The organism is Streptomyces spinosus (genome assembly GCF_020400655.1).
GTDB classification, from domain to species: domain Bacteria; phylum Actinomycetota; class Actinomycetes; order Streptomycetales; family Streptomycetaceae; genus Streptomyces; species Streptomyces argyrophylli.
The window spans coordinates 279,331-296,124 of record NZ_JAINRC010000010.1; the positions used below are offsets into that span (position 1 = coordinate 279,331).

Below are 16,794 nucleotides of genomic sequence, written 5' to 3' on the forward strand. Positions count from 1 at the left end.
ACCCGGACGGTGGACGTGCCCGTGTCGGCTCGGGGGCCCGGTGCGGCGGGGGTGGGAGATTACGGCTGCGGCCCCTCGGTCCGCCTCTCGCCCGCCCCGCTCGACGAAGGACTCGCCCATGTCACGCAAGGCCGCGCCCCCGCGCCTGTGCCGTCAGCTCGCCGCCGTACTCGGCGGTGTCGCCCTCGCTCTGTCCGCCCCGGGCTCCGCGCTCGCCGCCGACGGCACGTTCCTCTGGGTCGGGCCCCGCGGCAAGGCGTACGCCATCGACAACCCGCCGGACCACAGGTGCCTCGACATGGCCCAGGAGGCGCGCGGCGCCCACAACGGGACGAGGAAGCCGCTCGTCGTCTACCCGGAGAAGGGGTGCCGGGGGACGGCGCTGCGGCTCGCCCCCGGCCGGTCGGCCCCCGCGAACGCCCGCTTCGCCAGCGTGGTGTTCAACCCGCGCTGACGGTCGCGCACACCCCGCGAGGGGGCGCGGGCCCTCAGATCCAGCCGTCGAGCGCGCCCATGAAGCCGTCGAAGTCGTCACGGTAGACGCAGTGCCCCGCTCCCTCGACCGTCCGGACCTCGAAGCCCCGCCGCACCAGGTCCTCGTCCAGGCCGGGCCGCAGGAGTTCGCCGGCGCCGGCCAGGATCACGAGGGAGGGCACCACGGGGCGTGCCGGTGTCCGGCTGACCGCGTAGATGCCCGGGAGGACCCGGGCGGAGGCGGGGTCCCAGTCGGCGAGCGTGGCCAGTTCCACGTCCACGTCGGCTTCGTCCCAGCGCGGGTTGAGGCTCCTGACCATCGCGCGGTTCGCGGACTTGAAGGCGGCGAAGTACGCGGACGCCTCGACCACTCTGGGGCGTATGTCCCAGGCGGGGTCGCAGTAGACGGCCCGGGCGGGCACCAGCCGTTCGACGGCGCCGGCCAGGGCCATGGCCCCGAGCGAGTGGCCGATCACCAGTTCCGGCCGCTCGGGGAGGGTGTCGACGAGGTCGCCCGCCCAGGCCTCGGGGCTGTACTCGCCCCGGCCGCTCGCGCCGTGCCCGCGCAGGTCCACACCGACGACCCGGTATCCCTTGCCGGCGAGGACCGGTGCGACCCGGTGCCAGGTGCGGTGGTCGGACATGATTCCGTGCACGAGGACGGCGATCCGGTCGCCGGTCCCCCACTCGTGCGTGTGCAGCCTCACCGGCGCAGCCTCCCCGTCGTCCTCCGGCCGATCATTCATCACGGCCGGCGCCGGATCCACAGCGCACCCGGGGTCGGCCGGCGTCCATCGTCCCGCGCGCGACGCGGAAATCCGGGTGGCGCGCGCCCGTGTCGGCACGTTGACGTACCGAGATGTCAGGCGGGGGCATCCGGGCGGCGGCCGTCGGACGGCCCGGCGGCTTCGCCACGCGCCCCGGCCGAGGGCGATCTGGCGTCCGCCGCTATACGCCCGGGCGCGTGGGGCCGACGGCACGACGGCCGGCCCGGCGGCCCGGGGCCGTGCCCGGCTGCCCGGCCGAACCCGCCAGGGTACGCCTGAGCGCCGCACGGCCGGGCCCGGCTACGGCCGGCCCGGTCCCGGCGGAAGCGCGACGGCCGCGCTCAGGCGGTCACCACACTGGTCGCATCGCTCTGACCCGAACGCTCCGCCTCGTCCTGGACGAGCATGGACAGGAGCGACGCCACCGTCAGGCCGATTCCCGCCTCGGCCGGGTGCCGCAGGGTCTTGCTGGGATCGATCCGGTACGTGTTGCCGCGTCCCTCTCGGGTGTGAGACAGGTAACCGTCCTGCTCCAGGTCCGCGATGATCTTCTGCACAGCGCGCTCGGTGAGCCGACAGCGCGCGGCGATGTCCCGTATGCGCGCGTGTGGGTTGTCCGCGATGGCCGCGAGTACGCGGGCATGGTTCGTGAGGAAGGTCCACCCGCTGTGCGACTCAGGCACTCCATCCATGCCGCGAGTCTACCGACTGAACTTTCATGCACGCAAAAACACGTATTGCCATTCGTGTATTAGTTGACGTACATCAGGGTGAGGGGGCAACGTTGGGTCCAGTCCCTGCGCACAGAGGCGGGAGCAAGCCATGTACAACCGCATCCACCGGGCCGAGGTCGCCGGCGGGACCGACCTGCCCTGCCCACGCGGCGCGACGGACGGAATCCCCCCGACCGGCCTGGCCACCGCCTCCTGCACGCCGAACGGGGACCGGATCCGCGTCCGCGTCCTGGGTGAGCTGGACCGCGACTCCGCGAGCCGGCTCCGCCCCCGCCTGCACGAAGCACTCGACGCGTCGAAGCGTGGCCTCGACCTGGACCTGGGCGGGCTCGACTTCTGCGACTGCTCCGGCCTGAGCGTCCTGATGGAGTTGCGGCAGCGGGCCGGCGGCCAGGGCAAGACGGTGGTCATCCGTGTCGGCAGTCCGGTGACCGACAGGCTGCTCGGCCTCCTCGGGGCCCAGGACCTGTTCACGCCGCCGGACCCGCCCCGCCTGGAACTGCGGCACCCTGGCCCGGCCACCGCCCCCTCGCCGAAACCGGAACCGTCGCCGGGCACCATGTCCTCCCAGGGCCACGCGTACGGGATCGGATGCCGCCAGACCCCGCGGTGCTGAAGACAGGTCGCGGCGGGGATCCGCTCGCACGGCCGCGCCGGGCGGCTCACAGCGGGGAGTGCGCCACCACCGTCACATAGGCGCCGAACAGCAGGGAGACCAGGGTGAGGGCGCCGTAGACGACCATGGCCGCCGGCGGGCGCAGCCACCACGTACGGGCGAGTGCGCGGGCCACCGGCACGAGCAGCGGGAAGGCCGGCAGCAGGAACCGCGGCTTGGAGGAGAAGGAGCCGGAGCCGCCGACCGCGAGCAGGACCAGGACGCCGGAGAAGGCGACCAGGGCCGGCGGGGGGCGGTCCAGGCAGAGCAGGACGAACAGCAGGACGCCCGAGGCGACGATCAGCAGGGCCGCCGGGTAGACGACGCCCCCGCCGTGCAGGAACAGGGCCTTGAGGAAGCGCACCGAGTCGGCGCCGAAGTCGAAGCGGGAGTCCCAGGCGCGCTGGACCGTGAAGTAGCCGCCGAGGAGGTCTCCCGTACGGTTCCCCACCCACAGCACGAAGGCCGTCCAGCCCACGGGGGCCAGGAGCGCGCCGGCCCACAGCCGCACCGGGGCACGGCCGCGCTGCCGCAGCACCTGGTGCCCGGCGGCCAGCACGACGGCCACCGCCACCGCGAATCCGCTGGGCCGCGCCAGGCCCGCCAGCGCGGCCAGGGCTCCGGCCCACAGCCAGCGTCCCCTGAGCACGCAGTACAGCGCCCACGCGGCGAGCGCGGCGAACAGCGACTCCGTGTAGGCGATGGTGAGTTCCACGGCGTGCGGCAGCGCGGCCCACAGGGCGACCAGCGTGGTGGCGACGCCCCTGCCGTACAGGTGGTGGCCGACGAGGTAGACGCCGTACGCGGCCACGACCGCGGCCGTCCAGGCGATGAGCAGGGCGGACCGGCCCGGGGTGAGCGGCAGAACGGCGGTCAGCGCTCGGATGAGCGCGGGATACAGAGGGAAGAACGCCCAGTCGGTCTGGACGGCGCCCTCCGGGGAGATCCAGACGAGGCGGCCGTAGCCGTGGGTGGCGATGTGCAGGTACCAGCGGGAGTCCCAGGAGTGGGCCAGGTTCCTGACCAGGGGGTGTCCGCGGAGCGCGTTCGTGAGGATCACCGCGAGGATCCCGGCGAGCCGGACGGCCGCGAACAGGGCGAGCGCCGGCAGGACGCCCTGCGGCCGTCCGGGGCCGGCCGGCCGGGGCGGCCGGAGGCGTCCGAGGGGCCCGGAGGGTGCCGTCGGTTCGGGCCGGGGGACGGAGGAGGTGCTCACGGCGTCGACCTTGGGCACACCGGCGGGAAGGCGCAACGCGCGACCCGGGTTTCCACCGCCCCTCCCCCGGTTTTCACGCGTCCGGCCGCGTCTCCGGGCCCCCTCACCCCGTCATGAGGGCCCCTCAAGGGGTGTGGTTATCATATGAGCGCTGCCTAGCTCGGAAGATGGATCTGTGACTGTCAACGACGACTCGTTCACCAACTGGAAGATCCGCGAGGAGATCGCGGAGTCGATGATCCCGCTCATCGGGAAGCTGCACCGCGAGCGGGACGTGACCGTCCTGCTGCACAGCCGCTCCCTGGTGAACAAGTCGGTGGTCAGCATCCTGAAGACGCACCGCTTCGCCCGGCAGATCGCCGGCGCCGAGCTGTCGGTCACCGAGACCATGCCGTTCCTCCAGGCCCTGACCACCCTGGACCTCGGTCCGTCGCAGATCGACCTCGGCATGCTGGCCACCGCCTACAAGGCCGACGAGCGCGGCCTGAGCGTGCCGGAGTTCACCGCCGAGGCCGTCGCCGGAGCCACCGGCGCGAACAAGATCGAGCGCCGCGAGCCGCGCGACGTCGTGCTGTACGGCTTCGGCCGCATCGGCCGGCTCGTCGCGCGCCTGCTCATCGAGAAGGCCGGCTCGGGCAACGGCCTGAGGCTGCGCGCCATCGTCGTGCGCGGCGGCGGCCATGCCGCCGAAGACCTCGTCAAGCGCGCCTCGCTGCTGCGCCGCGACTCCATCCACGGCCAGTTCCAGGGCACCATCACCGTGGACGAGGCCAGCGGCACGATCGTCGCCAACGGCAACGCCATCAAGGTGATCCACGCCGACGACCCGTCGGACGTGGACTACACCGAGTACGGCATCCGGGACGCCATCCTCATCGACAACACCGGCAAGTGGCGCGACCGCGAGGGCCTGTCCAAGCACCTGCGCCCCGGCATCGAGAAGGTCGTGCTGACCGCGCCGGGCAAGGGCGACGTCCCCAACATCGTGCACGGCGTCAACCACGACACCGTCAAGCCCGACGAGCAGATCCTGTCCTGCGCCTCCTGCACCACCAACGCCATCGTCCCGCCGCTGAAGGCGATGGACGACGAGTACGGCGTGCTGCGCGGCCACGTGGAGACCGTCCACTCGTTCACCAACGACCAGAACCTGCTGGACAACTACCACAAGTCCGAGCGCCGGGGCCGCTCCGCGCCGCTCAACATGGTCATCACCGAGACCGGCGCCGCCTCCGCCGTCGCCAAGGCGCTGCCCGACCTCAAGGCGAAGATCAGCGGCAGCTCGATCCGCGTCCCGGTACCGGACGTGTCGATCGCCATCCTCAATCTCCAGCTGGCCCGCGCCACCACCCGCGAGGAGGTCCACGACTACCTGCGCGAGGTGTCGCTGACCTCGCCGCTGAAGCGCCAGATCGACTTCATCACGGCGCCCGACGCGGTCTCCAGCGACTTCATCGGCTCGCGCCACGCCTCGATCGTGGACGCGGGCGCGCTGAAGGTGGACGGGGACAACGCGATCCTCTACCTCTGGTACGACAACGAGTTCGGCTACTCCTGCCAGGTCGTCCGCGTCGTCCAGCACGTGTCGGGCGTGGAGTACCCGACGTACCCGGCGCCGGCGGTCTGAGCGGGCTCCCGGTACGCGTACGCCCGCCGGCCGGGGTCTCCGGCCGGCGGCCGTTCTGCCGGGCGGGTGCGCTCAGGCCGGGACGGGCCCGCCGCACGCGCCCGTGGCGCACGCCGTGAGCCACTGGTCGAAGTCGGCGTCGTAGCGGGTGCCGATGCCGTCGTGGTAGACGACGTACCCGCCGGCGTAGTCACCGGCGCGGAAGCGGGTGAGCACGCGCCGGACGTCGTCGGGGTGCCGCTCGATCATGTAGCGCACGGCGAGGTAGCCCCACGGGTAGGTGCGGGTGACGTCGCTGTTGTCGTAGGTGCTGTCGAACAGGGTGCTCAGCCGGTACGTGTGCCTGCCGGCCTCCTGGACCGCCTGGTCGTCGGCGAGACCGCGGTAGCCATAGGAGACGTACTCGGCGATGCCCTCGATCCACCACACGTCCGGTACGGAGATCTGCCGCGCGAAGTCGCCCCGCATGTCGTCGCGGGCGTCCAGGAAGTGCGTGTACTCGTGGTTGAGGTTCCAGATCCGGGCCGGGAAGCCGTCGTCGTAGTCCTTCTGGTACATGACCGACACCGGCTGGTTGGCCGGGTCCGCCGGGTCGCCGCCCAGCGTCATGCCGCCGTTGTCGGTGCTGATGCCGTACATCGCGCCGGCGTACGTCTGGTAGTCGGCGCGGCCGGCGAACACCACGAGCCGGACCGTGGAGGCGTACTGGCCGGGTATCGCGCCGTCGGCCCCCACGACCGAGCGGAACCAGGCGTCCTGGTGGAGCACGCTGGCGCAGGCGGCGTCGAGGTCGGCGGCGGTGAGCGCCTGGGCGCGCAGAGTCACGTCGGCGTCGCAGTGCCGGGTGACGGGCAGCACGGCCTTGTCGAGCTTCTCCGGCAGGCCGCAGACGTCGTAGTAGCCGCATCCGGCCGCGTCGTAGTGGTCCGCCTGGGTGGCCACGGCCACCCAGAGCGCGGCCGTCGGCCCGGTGATCGCCGTCCGGTCCAGCAGGTCCCTGGCCAACGGGCGTACGGTGTCCCGCAGTCCGGGGTGCTCGGTGTAACGGGCCAGGTTCATCCCGGCGTTGGAGTCCAGGAAGGCCAGGCCGGTACCGAGCTTGTCGGTGTTGGCCAGCGCGAAGTCGTACAGGGTGCCGGTGACGCGCGGGTCGTTCTCGACCGCACGCACGTACGCCGGGTTCCAGTTGCCGCGCCACAGCGGGGTGTAGACGTCGTTGACGGCCCTGATCATGCTGTCGACCGAGTCGTAGGAGCCGTCGTAGTCGTTCAGCAGCCGCCGGTAGACCTCCAGGTAACGGCCTTGCTGGTCGGCGCTGTCGGTCAGGATGACGGTCTCGCCGAGGACGTCTCCGTTGGCCGCCGTGACGTCACGGGAGTGGGGGCGGGCGAAGAAGGTGTCCAGGCCGCTCGTGACGGCGGCGGTGAGGCGGGAGGTGTAAGGGCCCACGTCCCCGGGGTGGTTGAACTGCGCGTAGTAGCCGGCGCGCAGGAAGAGGACCAGTTGCAGCAGGCCGCCGGAGTTGTCGCCCCGGTACTGCCCGGCGGTGCGGGTGAACGCCTGGGCGACGGTCAGCATCTGGGCCTGGCGGAAGACGGCGCGCGCGTCCGTGCCGGTGACGGAGAAGAGGGTGTCGACGCAGTCCGGGGTCGCGGTCCTGACGTAGGAGACGAGGGCGGGGCCGGTACGGCTGCCGAAGTCGGCCGGGGCGCAGGAGGCCGCCGTCGCCGCGTGCGGCCCCGCGGCCTTCGTGAACGTGGGCGGCTGCGGCGGGAGTTGGTCCGGGCTGAGCCGCCGGGCCTGGGTCGCGGGGTGCTCGGTCGCGACGGTGGACGCGGCGGCGGGCGACGGCACGGAGAGGTGCGCCCGGGGTGCGGTGGCCGTGGCGGTGTGCGGGCGGGGCGCGGCGAGTGCCGGCGTGGACAGCAGGCCGGCGAGGGTGACGCAGACGGCGGCGGCGCCGGCGATGCGGCCGGCCGTGCCCCTCGGCACGCGTCCGGGCAGCGCGAAGCGATAGCGCATCGGGATTCCTCCACGAAGGGGTGCGCCTCTGTGGGGTGTCGAGGCGTGTGAGGGACTGTCTCAGCGCGCCGCCCCGCCAACAATGGCGTGTGACATAGCACATGGCACTGGGCGCTCATAACATCGCGGCGCACCCGTGACCCGCGGCTAGGGTCTTTCGTTCGGATCAGGCCGGACCCCGCGTGCCCGGCATGATCCAGACGAGAGGCCCTACGCCCCGGCGGCGCTCCAGGTCCGCGACGCCCAGGTGCGCAGGTGCGGGGCCTGGGCGACGAGGTCGCGGTAAGCGTCCGTGGCGGAGCGGAACACCGTCTCCACGACGTCGTCGGCGACGGTGTCCGGCCGCCAGACCAGCACATAGCGGCACCACAGCGGGGAGCCCGCCAGCGGCTTGACCGTGACGTGCGGGATCGGCCGCAGCGTCGGCTGCACCAGGGACACCCCGAGACCATCGGCGATCATGCTCTGCAACTGGGTCTGGTCACCGAGCCACTCGTGCACGGTCACCGGGGTGAAGCCGGCCGCGGCACATGCGTCGTAGAACACCCCCGGCCAGCCGGCCCCGTCGTCCGGGGTCACGAACCAGGCGTCCTCGGCGAGGTCGGCGAGCTGGACCTGGGCGCTCTGCCGGAGCCGGTGGCGGGCGGGCAGGGCGACGAAGGTGGGCTCGGTGACGATGCCGCGGTGCCGGACGGCGGCCGAGTGCCGCAGTTCCATGCCCGGGTAGTCGGCGGCGATGGCCGCGTCCACCGCGCCCTCCTCCAGCAGCTCGACGATCCGCGAGGACGCGTAGACGCTGGTGACCGAGAGGGAGAGCTCCGGCAGTCGCGTCCGGACCCGGGAGACCGTGCCGGACAGCATGGGCGAGTTCGTCGCGGCCACGCGCAGGGTGCGGCGGGGGCGGTCGGTGGGCGGACGGTGCCCGATCGCGGCGGCCCGCGTGAGGACGTCCCGGGCCTGCTCGACGACCTCGGCGCCGTACCGGGTCGGCCGGACCCCGCCGGGCCCGCGTTCGAAGAGCGGTTCGCCGAGGTGGCGCTCGATGCGCCGCAGCTGGGTGCTGACGGCCGGCTGCGAGTAGCCCAGCTGCGCGGCGGCCCGGCCCACGCTGCCCGCGTCGGCGATCGCGCACAGCACCCGCAGGTGCCGCAGCTCCAGCTCCATCGCTCCACTCCCCGCCGGTTCCCGGCGCGCCCGCGCCCCGGTCGCCGAGCACGCCGGTCCCCCTCTGCTGTCGCCGACCGCACCTACGACCGGCGGACCACGGCGTTCCATTGTGCCCTCCCCGGCAACAGGCCGTAGGCCCGCCCGCCGGCGGAGGAACCTCGGGCACGGCCAACCAACCTAAATAACTCACCCGCTTGCCTAAAACCTTTAGGAAGCTGCACAATGGCTTTCCGGCAGACGGGAGAGACAGTGATGGCGCGTGCGGGGCTGACCACCGAACGCCTGGTGCGGGCGGGCGCGGAGCTGGCCGACGAAGTCGGCTTCGACCAGGTGACGGTGTCCGCGGTGGCCCGGCGGTTCGACGTCAAGGTCGCGAGCTTGTACTCGCACCTGAGGAACTCGCAGGATCTCAAGACGCGGATCGCGCTGCTCGCCCTCGAGGAGCTGGCCGACCGGGCCGCCGAGGCCCTGGCCGGCCGGTCCGGCAAGGACGCCCTCGGCGCCTTCGCGAACGTCTACCGCGACTACGCCCGCGCGCACCCCGGCCGCTACGCGGCGGCCCGGCACCCGCTGGACACCGAGACGGCGGCCGGCAGCGCGGGAGTGCGGATCGTGCAGCTCACCCGGGCGATCCTGCGCGGTTACGACCTGACCGAGCCGGACCAGACCCACGCGGTCCGCCTCCTCGGCAGCGTCTTCCACGGCTACGTCAGCCTGGAGGCGGCCGGCGGCTTCGATCACAGCGCGCCGGACCCGCAGGAGTCCTGGACCCGGATCCTGGACGCCCTCGACTCCCTGCTGCGCGACTGGCCCGCGAAGCCCTGACCGCACGGCTCCCCCACGGCGATCCCCCCTCGAAACGCAGGCAGACACGATGCTCACCATCCCCCTCACCGCCGACCTGGTACGCGGTGCCCTCGAACTGGAGCGCACCGCGCGCGGCCTGCTGCCGCACCGGCTGCCCGCCCGGGCCCGCGCCCAGTGCGCCGACCCGCAGCTGGCCCTGGCGGAGTCCCAGCCCTCCGGCGTACGGCTGGCGCTGCGCACCCGCGCCACCACCGTGGAACTGGACACCCTGCCCACCAAGCGGGTGTACGCCGGCGCGCCACCGCGCCCGGACGGCGTGTACGACCTGCTCGTCGACGGCCGGCCGGCGGGCAGCGCCTCCCTCACCGAGGGCGACACCCTCACCATCGACCTGGGCACCGGCTCCGCCGAGCACCGGCCGGGCCCGGTGGGCACCGTGCGCTTCACGGGCCTGCCGGACACCGTCAAGGACGTGGAGATCTGGCTGCCGCACAACGAGACGACCGAGCTGGTCGCGCTGCGCACCGACGCCCCCGTCGAGCCCGTACCGGACCGGGGCCGCCGGGTGTGGCTGCACCACGGCAGCTCGATCAGCCACGGCTCGGACGCGGCGAGCCCCACCACCACCTGGCCGGCGCTCGCCGCGTCCCTGGGCGGGGTGGAGCTGGTCAACCTCGGGCTGGGCGGCAGCGCGCTGCTCGACCCGTTCACCGCGCGGGCCCTGCGCGACACGCCCGCCGACCTGATCAGCGTCAAACTGGGCATCAACGTGGTCAACACCGACCTGATGCGGCTGCGTGCCTTCGGACCCGCCGTGCACGGCTTCCTCGACACCGTCCGCGAGGGGCACCCCCACACGCCGCTGCTCGTCGTCTCGCCGGTCCTGTGCCCGATGCACGAGAACACGCCCGGCCCCACCGCCATGGACCCGTCCGCTCTCGGCGAGGGGCGCCTGCGGTACCGGGCCACCGGCGATCCGGCGGAGCGGGCGGCCGGGAAGCTCACCCTGGAGGTCGTCCGGCGGGAGCTGGCGCGGATCGTGCGCGAGCGGGCGGCCGGGGACCCGGCCCTGTACTACGCGGACGGCCGCGAGCTGTACGGGGAGGCCGACTTCGCCGAGCTGCCGCTGCCCGACGGCCTCCACCCGGACACGGCCGGGCACCGCCGCATCGGCGAGCGGTTCGCGGCGCTGGCGTTCGCCGGGGACGGGCCCTTCGCGGACCGCACCGCCTGACCGGAGGGGACCGGCGGCGACGCGCGCGCCGGCACTCCCTCACACCAGGTGCGCGAAGACCACCAGGTTGTCGGTGTAGTCCCGCACCGTGCGGTCGTAGTCCCCGGCGCAGGTGATGAGCCGCGCCTCGGGGCGCGACGCGTCCGCGTACACCCGTTCGCTGGGGAAGTCGTCCTTGGCGAAGGTCTCGGTGCTGTCCACGACGAACTCCGCCGTGCGCCCGTCGGCCCGCTGCACGGAGAAGCGGTCGCCGGGCTCCAGCCGGTCGAGGTCGGCGAAGACGGCCGGGGAGGTCACCGTGTCAACGTGTCCGGCGATGATCGCGGTGCCCCGCTCACCGGGCGCGACCCCGTCGGCGTACCAGCCGACGAGATTGGTGTCGGCGGCGGGCGGCGGCTGCAACTGGCCCGAGTCGGCGAGCTCCAGGGTGGTGAAGGGTGCGTCCACGGAGATCTTGGGAATGCGCAGCCGGGTCGGCGCGGACCTCGGCAGCGCCTCGTCGGGCTGCCGGGAGTCGACCGCGGGCGGTGCGCCGGTGCCCGAGGCCGGGTGCGCCTCCGGCTTGTCGTCCGGCTGCCGGTGACCGCCGAACATGCTGACGGCGAGGAAGACGGCCGCCACACCCCACAGCGTCAGCCGCCCGCCGTAGCCGGCACGCTGCTCGTGCGCCGCCGGTCCTGACGGGGTCGGGGAAGAGGGATCTGCTGCCATCGGACACCACCTCACTCGGGCACGGCAGCACGGGGATCAGGGCGGGGAAGACGGCGCCGGGAGCGGCGTCCTGGGCGGGGCGCAGGGGGCGCGGGCCGCCGGCGCGGAGGCGCGCCGGCGGCGTCCGCAGCCCCTGGGACGTACAGTCCCTCAGGACGCCGGCTGGGCGGCCTTCTTGCGGCGCAGCGCCAGGGCACCGGTGGCGCCTACGGCCAGGACGGCGAGACCGCCCGCGGTGACACCGGGCGCGGCGAGCGCGCCGCCACCGGTGTGCATGCCACCGCGCGGCTTGTCGTGGTCGTCACCCCAGTCGCCCTTGTCACCCTTCTCGCCCCGGTCGCCCTTCTCACCGCGGTCGCCCTTCTCACCGCGGTCCCCCTTGTCGCCCTTCTCGCCCCCGCCCTCGTCCTTGTCCCGGTAGGTCTCGGGGTCGAACCGGCTGTCGCCGCCGGAACCCCACTCCTCGCCGCGCACCGTGGCGAGAGCTCCGCCACCCGTGTGCATTCCGCCGCGCGGCCCGTCGTGTTCCTCGCCGCCGCCGCGTTTGTTGCCGTACTCCTTGTCCTGGCCGCTGTCGGATCCTTCGTCCTCGTCGGACTCGTTGTCGTTCTCCTTGCTGTACGAGGAGCCGTCCCGGCCGCCGCCGTCGTGTCCGGCCGTCACGGCGAGCGCGGCGCCGGGTGCGGCGAAGGATAGGGCGGCGGCGGCAGCCGCCGTTGCCACAAGCATGCGGGCAGAGCGCATAGTGATGTCCTTCCGCCGTGACCGGGCAGCGGATACCTCATCAGCTGGATGGACCCGGCCCCGACATGAACCACCGTCAGTGAGGCCCCTGACTCCCACCATCCGAGCCGCCCAGCCGTGTCACCACGCCACCCGTCTGCCCCAGCGCGTCGGCTCCGGGGCCCCTCGTCCGGCTCAACCGCCGACGCGGTCGACGATCGAAGGAGGCACCCCGTGTCCGTGAACACCCGCCGCGGGCGACGGGGCCGGCGGCCGGCCGCCGGGTGGGCCGGTGCCCTGCTCTCCGTCACCGCCCTCACCGCCGGAGCCGCTCCCGCCCGCGCCGGGGCGGACACGGTGACGGAGTATCCGGTGACCACGGTGGCCGGTGCGGAACCCGTCGGCATCACCGCCGGTCCGGACGGCGCGCTGTGGTTCGCGGAGCACGGCGCCGGGCGGATCGGTCGGATGGCGGCCGACGGCACGGTCACCGACGTCCCGACCTCGGGCCCGGACACCGGTCCGTCGGAGATCGTCCAGGGTCCGGACCGGGCCCTGTGGTTCACCGAGACGACCGCCGGGCGGATCGGGCGGGTCACTCCCACCGGGCCGCTCACCGAGTTCCCGCTGCCGGCGGCCGGCAGCGGCCCGGAGGGGATCGCGCCCGGCCCGGACGGGGCGCTGTGGTTCACCGAGGCGACCGGGAACCGGATCGGCCGCGTCACGACCGGCGGCCGGATCACCGAGTACCCGGTGCCCACCCCGGACGCCTCTCCCCACTCCATCGCGGCGGGCGGCGACGGCGCGCTGTGGTTCACCGAACTGAGCGGCGGCAAGGTCGGGCGGATCACCCCCGCCGGGCGGCTCACGGAGTACCCGCTGCCCGGCGGGGCCTCCGGCTTCCCCGGCGGCATCGTCGCCGGACCGGGCGGCATGTGGCTCACCGCCTCCGGCGGGCGCGCGGTGCTCCGCGTCGACTACACCGGGCACGTCACCCGGTTCCCGCTGCCCGGTGCGGACAGCCTGCCCGGCGGCATCGCGCGCGGGCCCGACGGCCGGATCTGGTACGCCGACCAGGCCGGGCGCGTCGGCCGGATCACCGCGACCGGCGCCGTCACCACCTTCCCCGTGCCGGACGGCGGCGAGAAGGTGCCGCTGCGGCTGGCGGCCGGACCCGGCGGAACCGTGTGGTTCACGGAACTGCTCGGCAACGCCGTCGGCCGGATCCGCGTCCCCGCCCGGTGAGACCTCGTGACACCTCCTCTCCCGGGCGCCGCCCCCTTGTTATGACGGCTGTCATAACGCAGGCTGGTGCCGGCAGCAGGTCGAGGACGGCGCGGTGGGAGGAAGCGGTGGCGGACGGGATGGCGCGGGCCCTGTGGGAGCGGTACGAGCCGGTGCACAGCCTCGTGTACTTCGCACCGGAGGCGCGCCGGGCCGCGGACGGGCTGGGACTGCGCGGGTTCTGGATGGGCTACTTCGCGCTGCGCGCCGCCCCGCTCGGCACCGTGCCCCCGGCCGTGGTGACGAGCTGCTTCTACGTGTTCCACCCGGCCCGGGTCACACGGGCGCTGCCGGACGCCTGGTCGTACGTCACCCCGGCGGAGGCGCTGACGGCCCGGCTGGAGGCGATGGACGCGGCGATGACCCGCCTGTTCGGGGCGGACACCGTCGGCTCCGCCGCGTTCACGCAGGCCGCGGACCTCGCCTGGGAGGCCGCCGCGGACGCGGACACCGCGGGCCGGGTGCTCGGCGCCGCCAATCAGGCGCTGGAACGGCCGCGGAAGCCGGCCGCCCGCCTGTGGCAGGCGCTGACGACCCTGCGCGAGCAGCGGGGCGACTCCCATGTGGCGGTGCTGGTGGGGCTGGGGCTCGGACCGGTGGAGGCGATGGTGCTCAAGGCGGCGGCCGGCGAGTCCGACGGCGCCGTCCTGCGCGAGACCCGCAGGTGGCCGCAGGACGAGTGGGCGGCGGCCGTGGCCCGGCTGCGCGCGGACGGCCGGCTCACGGCGGACGGCAGGCCGACACCGGCGGGCGCGGCCCTGCGCGCGGAGGCCGAGGCGCTCACCGACGCGGCGGCCGGGCAGCCGTGGACCGCGCTGGGCACCGAGCGGACGGCCCGGCTGGCCGCGCTGCTGGAGCCGCTGGCCCGCACGGTCGGCGAGTCGGGCCTGCTGCCGCCCGGGAACCCGGTGGGGCTGACCCGGGTGACGTACCCCGTCGGCCGCTGAGGGCGCCCGGGGGCGCCGGCGCCCCCGGGCCGGGGACGCGCCCCGGTGGGACGGCGGCCGGGCGGGCAGCGGGGCGACGCGGGCGTGGGTACGACGACGGCGCCCAGGGTCCCGGTGCGGCGACGGAACGCCCTCGCGGCGGCCGTACGCGGCCGGCGCGGGCAGCGAGCGGCCGGCCTTGGCCGAGAACAGCCGTACCGCTGCGTGAAACGCCTGGTGAGCGGCCTCGATCGCGGGTCGTACGCTGGGGCCGTGGTCAACCGAGACGAGGATCCAGGACAGGTGGCGGCCCGGCTCACCGGGCGCCCGGTCAGCGGGGCCCGGAGGTCTTCGGGCGCGCCCGCCGAAGTGCTGCTGGACGGCGGGACACCGGTGATGGTCAAGCGTGGCGACGGCCCCGGGGCGGTGCGCGCCGAGGTGGCGGGGCTGCGCTGGCTGGCGGCGGCGGACGCGGTCCGGGTACCGGCGGTCCTCGGACACGACGAGCACTGGATGGTGACCGAGCGGGTTCCCACCGGCTCCCCGGACCCCGGGGCCGCACTGCGTTTCGGCCGGGCCCTGGCCGCGCTGCACACGGCCGGCGCGCCCCACTTCGGGGCGCCGCCCCCCGACGGGCCCGAGGACGCCTTCATCGGCCTCGCCCCCATGCGCAACGCGGCGGGCACCGAGTGGCCCCAGTGGTACGCCGAGCACCGCGTACTGCCGTACGTGCGCGGCGCGGTCGACCGGGGCACGCTGCGGCCGGGCGAGGCGGCGGTGTTCGAACAGCTCTGCGCGCGGCTGCCCGGGCTGGCGGGGCCCGCCGAGCCGCCCGCCCGGCTGCACGGCGACCTGTGGAACGGCAACGTGCTGTGGGGCGCGGACGGCGAGGTCCGGCTGATCGATCCGGCCGCGCACGGCGGACACCGGGAGACCGACCTCGCGATGCTCCTGCTCTTCGGCTGCCCCCATCTGGACCGCGTCCTCGACGGCTACCGGCAAGCGGCGCCCCTGGCGGACGGCTGGCGGGAACGGGTGGGGCTGCACCAGCTGTTCCCGCTGCTGGTGCACGCGGTGCTGTTCGGGCGGGGGTACGCCGAACAGGCGCTGGCGGCGGCACGGGACGCGCTCGCGCGGTGACCCGGAAGGAATCCCTCCGAAGCGTGCTCACGCACCGTGAGGAAACCAATCACCCGTTCGACTCGTATAAGGACGTGAAAGCCGAATCAGGGAGAGACCATGCAACCGTTCACGCTCAACTACGCGCGGCCCGCAGTGCAGTTGGACGTCACCGCTCCGTATGCGTACGACTCCGGACTGCAGTTGAACGTCCTCCCGGACGGGCGGATCGCCGCCACCGACCACGCGACCCTCAGAGCCCTCGGGACCACGACCTCGACCGCCGGTTCCAAGACGCACTTCGACGACTGACCCGCGGGCTTCCACAGATGACCGTGCTCATCCTGACCAGTGAAGAGGACGTGACGGCGGACATGGTGGTCCTCCGGCTGGGCGAGGCGGGCGTGCCCGTCGTCCGGCTCGACCCCGCCGATCTCACCAACGGGGTGGCGCTGTCGGGCGAGTACGTGCGAGGCGCCTGCCGGGGACACCTGTCCGTCGGCGGGCGCCTGGTGAGCATGAACGGCCTGCGCTCCGTCTGGGTGCGCAGGCCGGGTGAGCCGGCCGCCCGCGCCGCCCAGCCGTCCGCCTGGCTGACCGAGGAGTCCTCGCAGGCGCTGTACGGCATGCTGCGCTGCACCGACGCCCGCTGGATGAACCACCCGGACGCCGCGCGCCGGGCCCGGCACAAGCCCTGGCAGCTGCATCTGGCGCAGCGCAGCGGCCTCGCGGTGCCGGCCACGCTCATCACGACGTTCCCGCAGGCGGCGCGGGAGTTCGCGGACCGCTTCCCGGACCTGGTGGTCAAGCCGGTCTCCGGGGCGCACCCGCAGGAGCCGCCCCGGGCGGTGCCGACCAGCAGGGTCGCGCCGGACGCCGACTTCACGGCGGTCGCCTTCGGCCCGACCCTGCTGCAACGGCGGATCGCCAAGCGGGCCGACATCCGGCTCACCGTCGTCGGCGGCACGCTGCTGGCCGCGCGCAAGCCCGCCGACCCGGACGCCCACCCGGACGAGGTGGACGTCCGCTTCGCCCCGTCGGTCTCCCCCTGGCTGCCCGCGGACGTGCCGCCGCGCGTCGCCGAGGGCGTGCGGCGCTACATGGCGGGCGCGGAACTGGCCTACGGTGCCTTCGACTTCGCGGAGGACGCCGACGGGATCTGGTGGTTCCTGGAATGCAACCAGTCCGGCCAGTTCGGCTTCGTGGAGATGGACACCGGCCAGCCGATCGCCGCGGCCATCGCCGGGTGGCTGGCGGGAGAGGGTGGTGCCGGCCGCGGGTGTGCGGACGGCGACCGGAGCGCGGCATCGTGAGGGTGCCGGGACCGG

General features: G+C 74.1%; 17 protein-coding genes. 10 read left to right on the forward strand and 7 right to left on the reverse strand.

Annotation, left to right across the window (positions count from 1 at the left end; all coding sequences use genetic code 11):
• Nucleotides 1-118: 118 nt before the first annotated feature.
• Nucleotides 119-454: a hypothetical protein gene (locus tag LG395_RS20540; protein ID WP_225810769.1), complete on the forward strand. Its 336-nt coding sequence runs from the start codon at nt 119-121 to the stop codon at nt 452-454.
• A 34-nt stretch (nt 455-488) separates the two neighbouring features.
• Here the strand turns inward: LG395_RS20540 and LG395_RS20545 are convergent, their stop codons facing one another.
• Both LG395_RS20545 and LG395_RS20550 read right to left on the reverse strand, forming a co-directional pair.
• Nucleotides 489-1,181, reverse strand: coding sequence for an alpha/beta fold hydrolase (locus tag LG395_RS20545; protein WP_171159078.1), 693 nt, complete (start codon nt 1,179-1,181; stop codon nt 489-491).
• A 401-nt stretch (nt 1,182-1,582) separates the two neighbouring features.
• A complete protein-coding gene (locus LG395_RS20550) occupies nt 1,583-1,933 on the reverse strand; it encodes a helix-turn-helix transcriptional regulator (protein ID WP_171159077.1) in 351 nt (116 codons plus the stop codon).
• Between the two features lie 130 nt (nt 1,934-2,063).
• Here LG395_RS20550 and LG395_RS20555 point away from each other — a divergent pair, with 130 nt between their 5' ends.
• Nucleotides 2,064-2,591 carry an STAS domain-containing protein gene (locus tag LG395_RS20555; protein WP_225810770.1) on the forward strand — a complete coding sequence of 176 codons (528 nt, stop codon included), beginning with the start codon at nt 2,064-2,066 and terminating at the stop codon, nt 2,589-2,591.
• A gap of 46 nt (nt 2,592-2,637) precedes the next feature.
• On the opposite strand, the gene LG395_RS20560 is transcribed toward LG395_RS20555, so the two are convergent.
• Nucleotides 2,638-3,846: a putative hexosyltransferase gene (locus LG395_RS20560; RefSeq protein ID WP_225810771.1), complete on the reverse strand. Its 1,209-nt coding sequence runs from the start codon at nt 3,844-3,846 to the stop codon at nt 2,638-2,640.
• 175 nt (nt 3,847-4,021) lie between these two features.
• Between LG395_RS20560 and LG395_RS20565 the strand changes: the two genes are divergently transcribed.
• Entirely contained in the window at nt 4,022-5,473 is a 1,452-nt protein-coding gene (locus LG395_RS20565; RefSeq protein WP_171159075.1) for a glyceraldehyde-3-phosphate dehydrogenase, read from the forward strand.
• Nucleotides 5,474-5,545: 72 nt separating this feature from the next.
• Here the strand turns inward: LG395_RS20565 and LG395_RS20570 are convergent, their stop codons facing one another.
• Nucleotides 5,546-7,495 (reverse strand): collagenase, encoded by a 1,950-nt coding sequence (locus LG395_RS20570; RefSeq protein ID WP_225810772.1) that lies wholly within the window; start codon nt 7,493-7,495, stop codon nt 5,546-5,548.
• A gap of 210 nt (nt 7,496-7,705) precedes the next feature.
• Complete coding sequence (locus tag LG395_RS20575) at nt 7,706-8,659, reverse strand: LysR family transcriptional regulator (RefSeq protein ID WP_171159073.1); 954 nt, start codon at nt 8,657-8,659, stop codon at nt 7,706-7,708.
• Nucleotides 8,660-8,914: 255 nt separating this feature from the next.
• Here LG395_RS20575 and LG395_RS20580 point away from each other — a divergent pair, with 255 nt between their 5' ends.
• Both LG395_RS20580 and LG395_RS20585 read left to right on the forward strand, forming a co-directional pair.
• Nucleotides 8,915-9,487 (forward strand): TetR/AcrR family transcriptional regulator, encoded by a 573-nt coding sequence (locus tag LG395_RS20580; protein WP_225810820.1) that lies wholly within the window; start codon nt 8,915-8,917, stop codon nt 9,485-9,487.
• Between the two features lie 49 nt (nt 9,488-9,536).
• Nucleotides 9,537-10,703 (forward strand): GDSL-type esterase/lipase family protein, encoded by a 1,167-nt coding sequence (locus LG395_RS20585; protein ID WP_225810773.1) that lies wholly within the window; start codon nt 9,537-9,539, stop codon nt 10,701-10,703.
• A 39-nt stretch (nt 10,704-10,742) separates the two neighbouring features.
• Here the strand turns inward: LG395_RS20585 and LG395_RS20590 are convergent, their stop codons facing one another.
• Both LG395_RS20590 and LG395_RS20595 read right to left on the reverse strand, forming a co-directional pair.
• Complete coding sequence (locus LG395_RS20590) at nt 10,743-11,414, reverse strand: class F sortase (RefSeq protein ID WP_225810774.1); 672 nt, start codon at nt 11,412-11,414, stop codon at nt 10,743-10,745.
• A 150-nt stretch (nt 11,415-11,564) separates the two neighbouring features.
• Complete coding sequence (locus tag LG395_RS20595) at nt 11,565-12,158, reverse strand: hypothetical protein (RefSeq protein WP_171159069.1); 594 nt, start codon at nt 12,156-12,158, stop codon at nt 11,565-11,567.
• A gap of 213 nt (nt 12,159-12,371) precedes the next feature.
• Here LG395_RS20595 and LG395_RS20600 point away from each other — a divergent pair, with 213 nt between their 5' ends.
• From LG395_RS20600 to tgmB, 5 genes are all read left to right on the forward strand, one after another.
• Nucleotides 12,372-13,382, forward strand: a complete 1,011-nt coding sequence (locus LG395_RS20600) for a Vgb family protein (protein WP_225810775.1) — start codon at nt 12,372-12,374, stop codon at nt 13,380-13,382.
• A gap of 107 nt (nt 13,383-13,489) precedes the next feature.
• Nucleotides 13,490-14,368: an SCO6745 family protein gene (locus LG395_RS20605; protein WP_225810776.1), complete on the forward strand. Its 879-nt coding sequence runs from the start codon at nt 13,490-13,492 to the stop codon at nt 14,366-14,368.
• A 282-nt stretch (nt 14,369-14,650) separates the two neighbouring features.
• On the forward strand, nt 14,651-15,487 hold the full coding sequence (locus tag LG395_RS20610) for a fructosamine kinase family protein (protein WP_372463449.1): 837 nt from the start codon (nt 14,651-14,653) through the stop codon (nt 15,485-15,487).
• A gap of 99 nt (nt 15,488-15,586) precedes the next feature.
• Nucleotides 15,587-15,778, forward strand: coding sequence for a putative ATP-grasp-modified RiPP (gene tgmA / locus LG395_RS20615; protein WP_014670659.1), 192 nt, complete (start codon nt 15,587-15,589; stop codon nt 15,776-15,778).
• Nucleotides 15,779-15,795: 17 nt separating this feature from the next.
• Nucleotides 15,796-16,779 carry an ATP-grasp ribosomal peptide maturase gene (gene tgmB, locus LG395_RS20620; RefSeq protein ID WP_225810778.1) on the forward strand — a complete coding sequence of 328 codons (984 nt, stop codon included), beginning with the start codon at nt 15,796-15,798 and terminating at the stop codon, nt 16,777-16,779.
• Nucleotides 16,780-16,794: the final 15 nt, after the last annotated feature.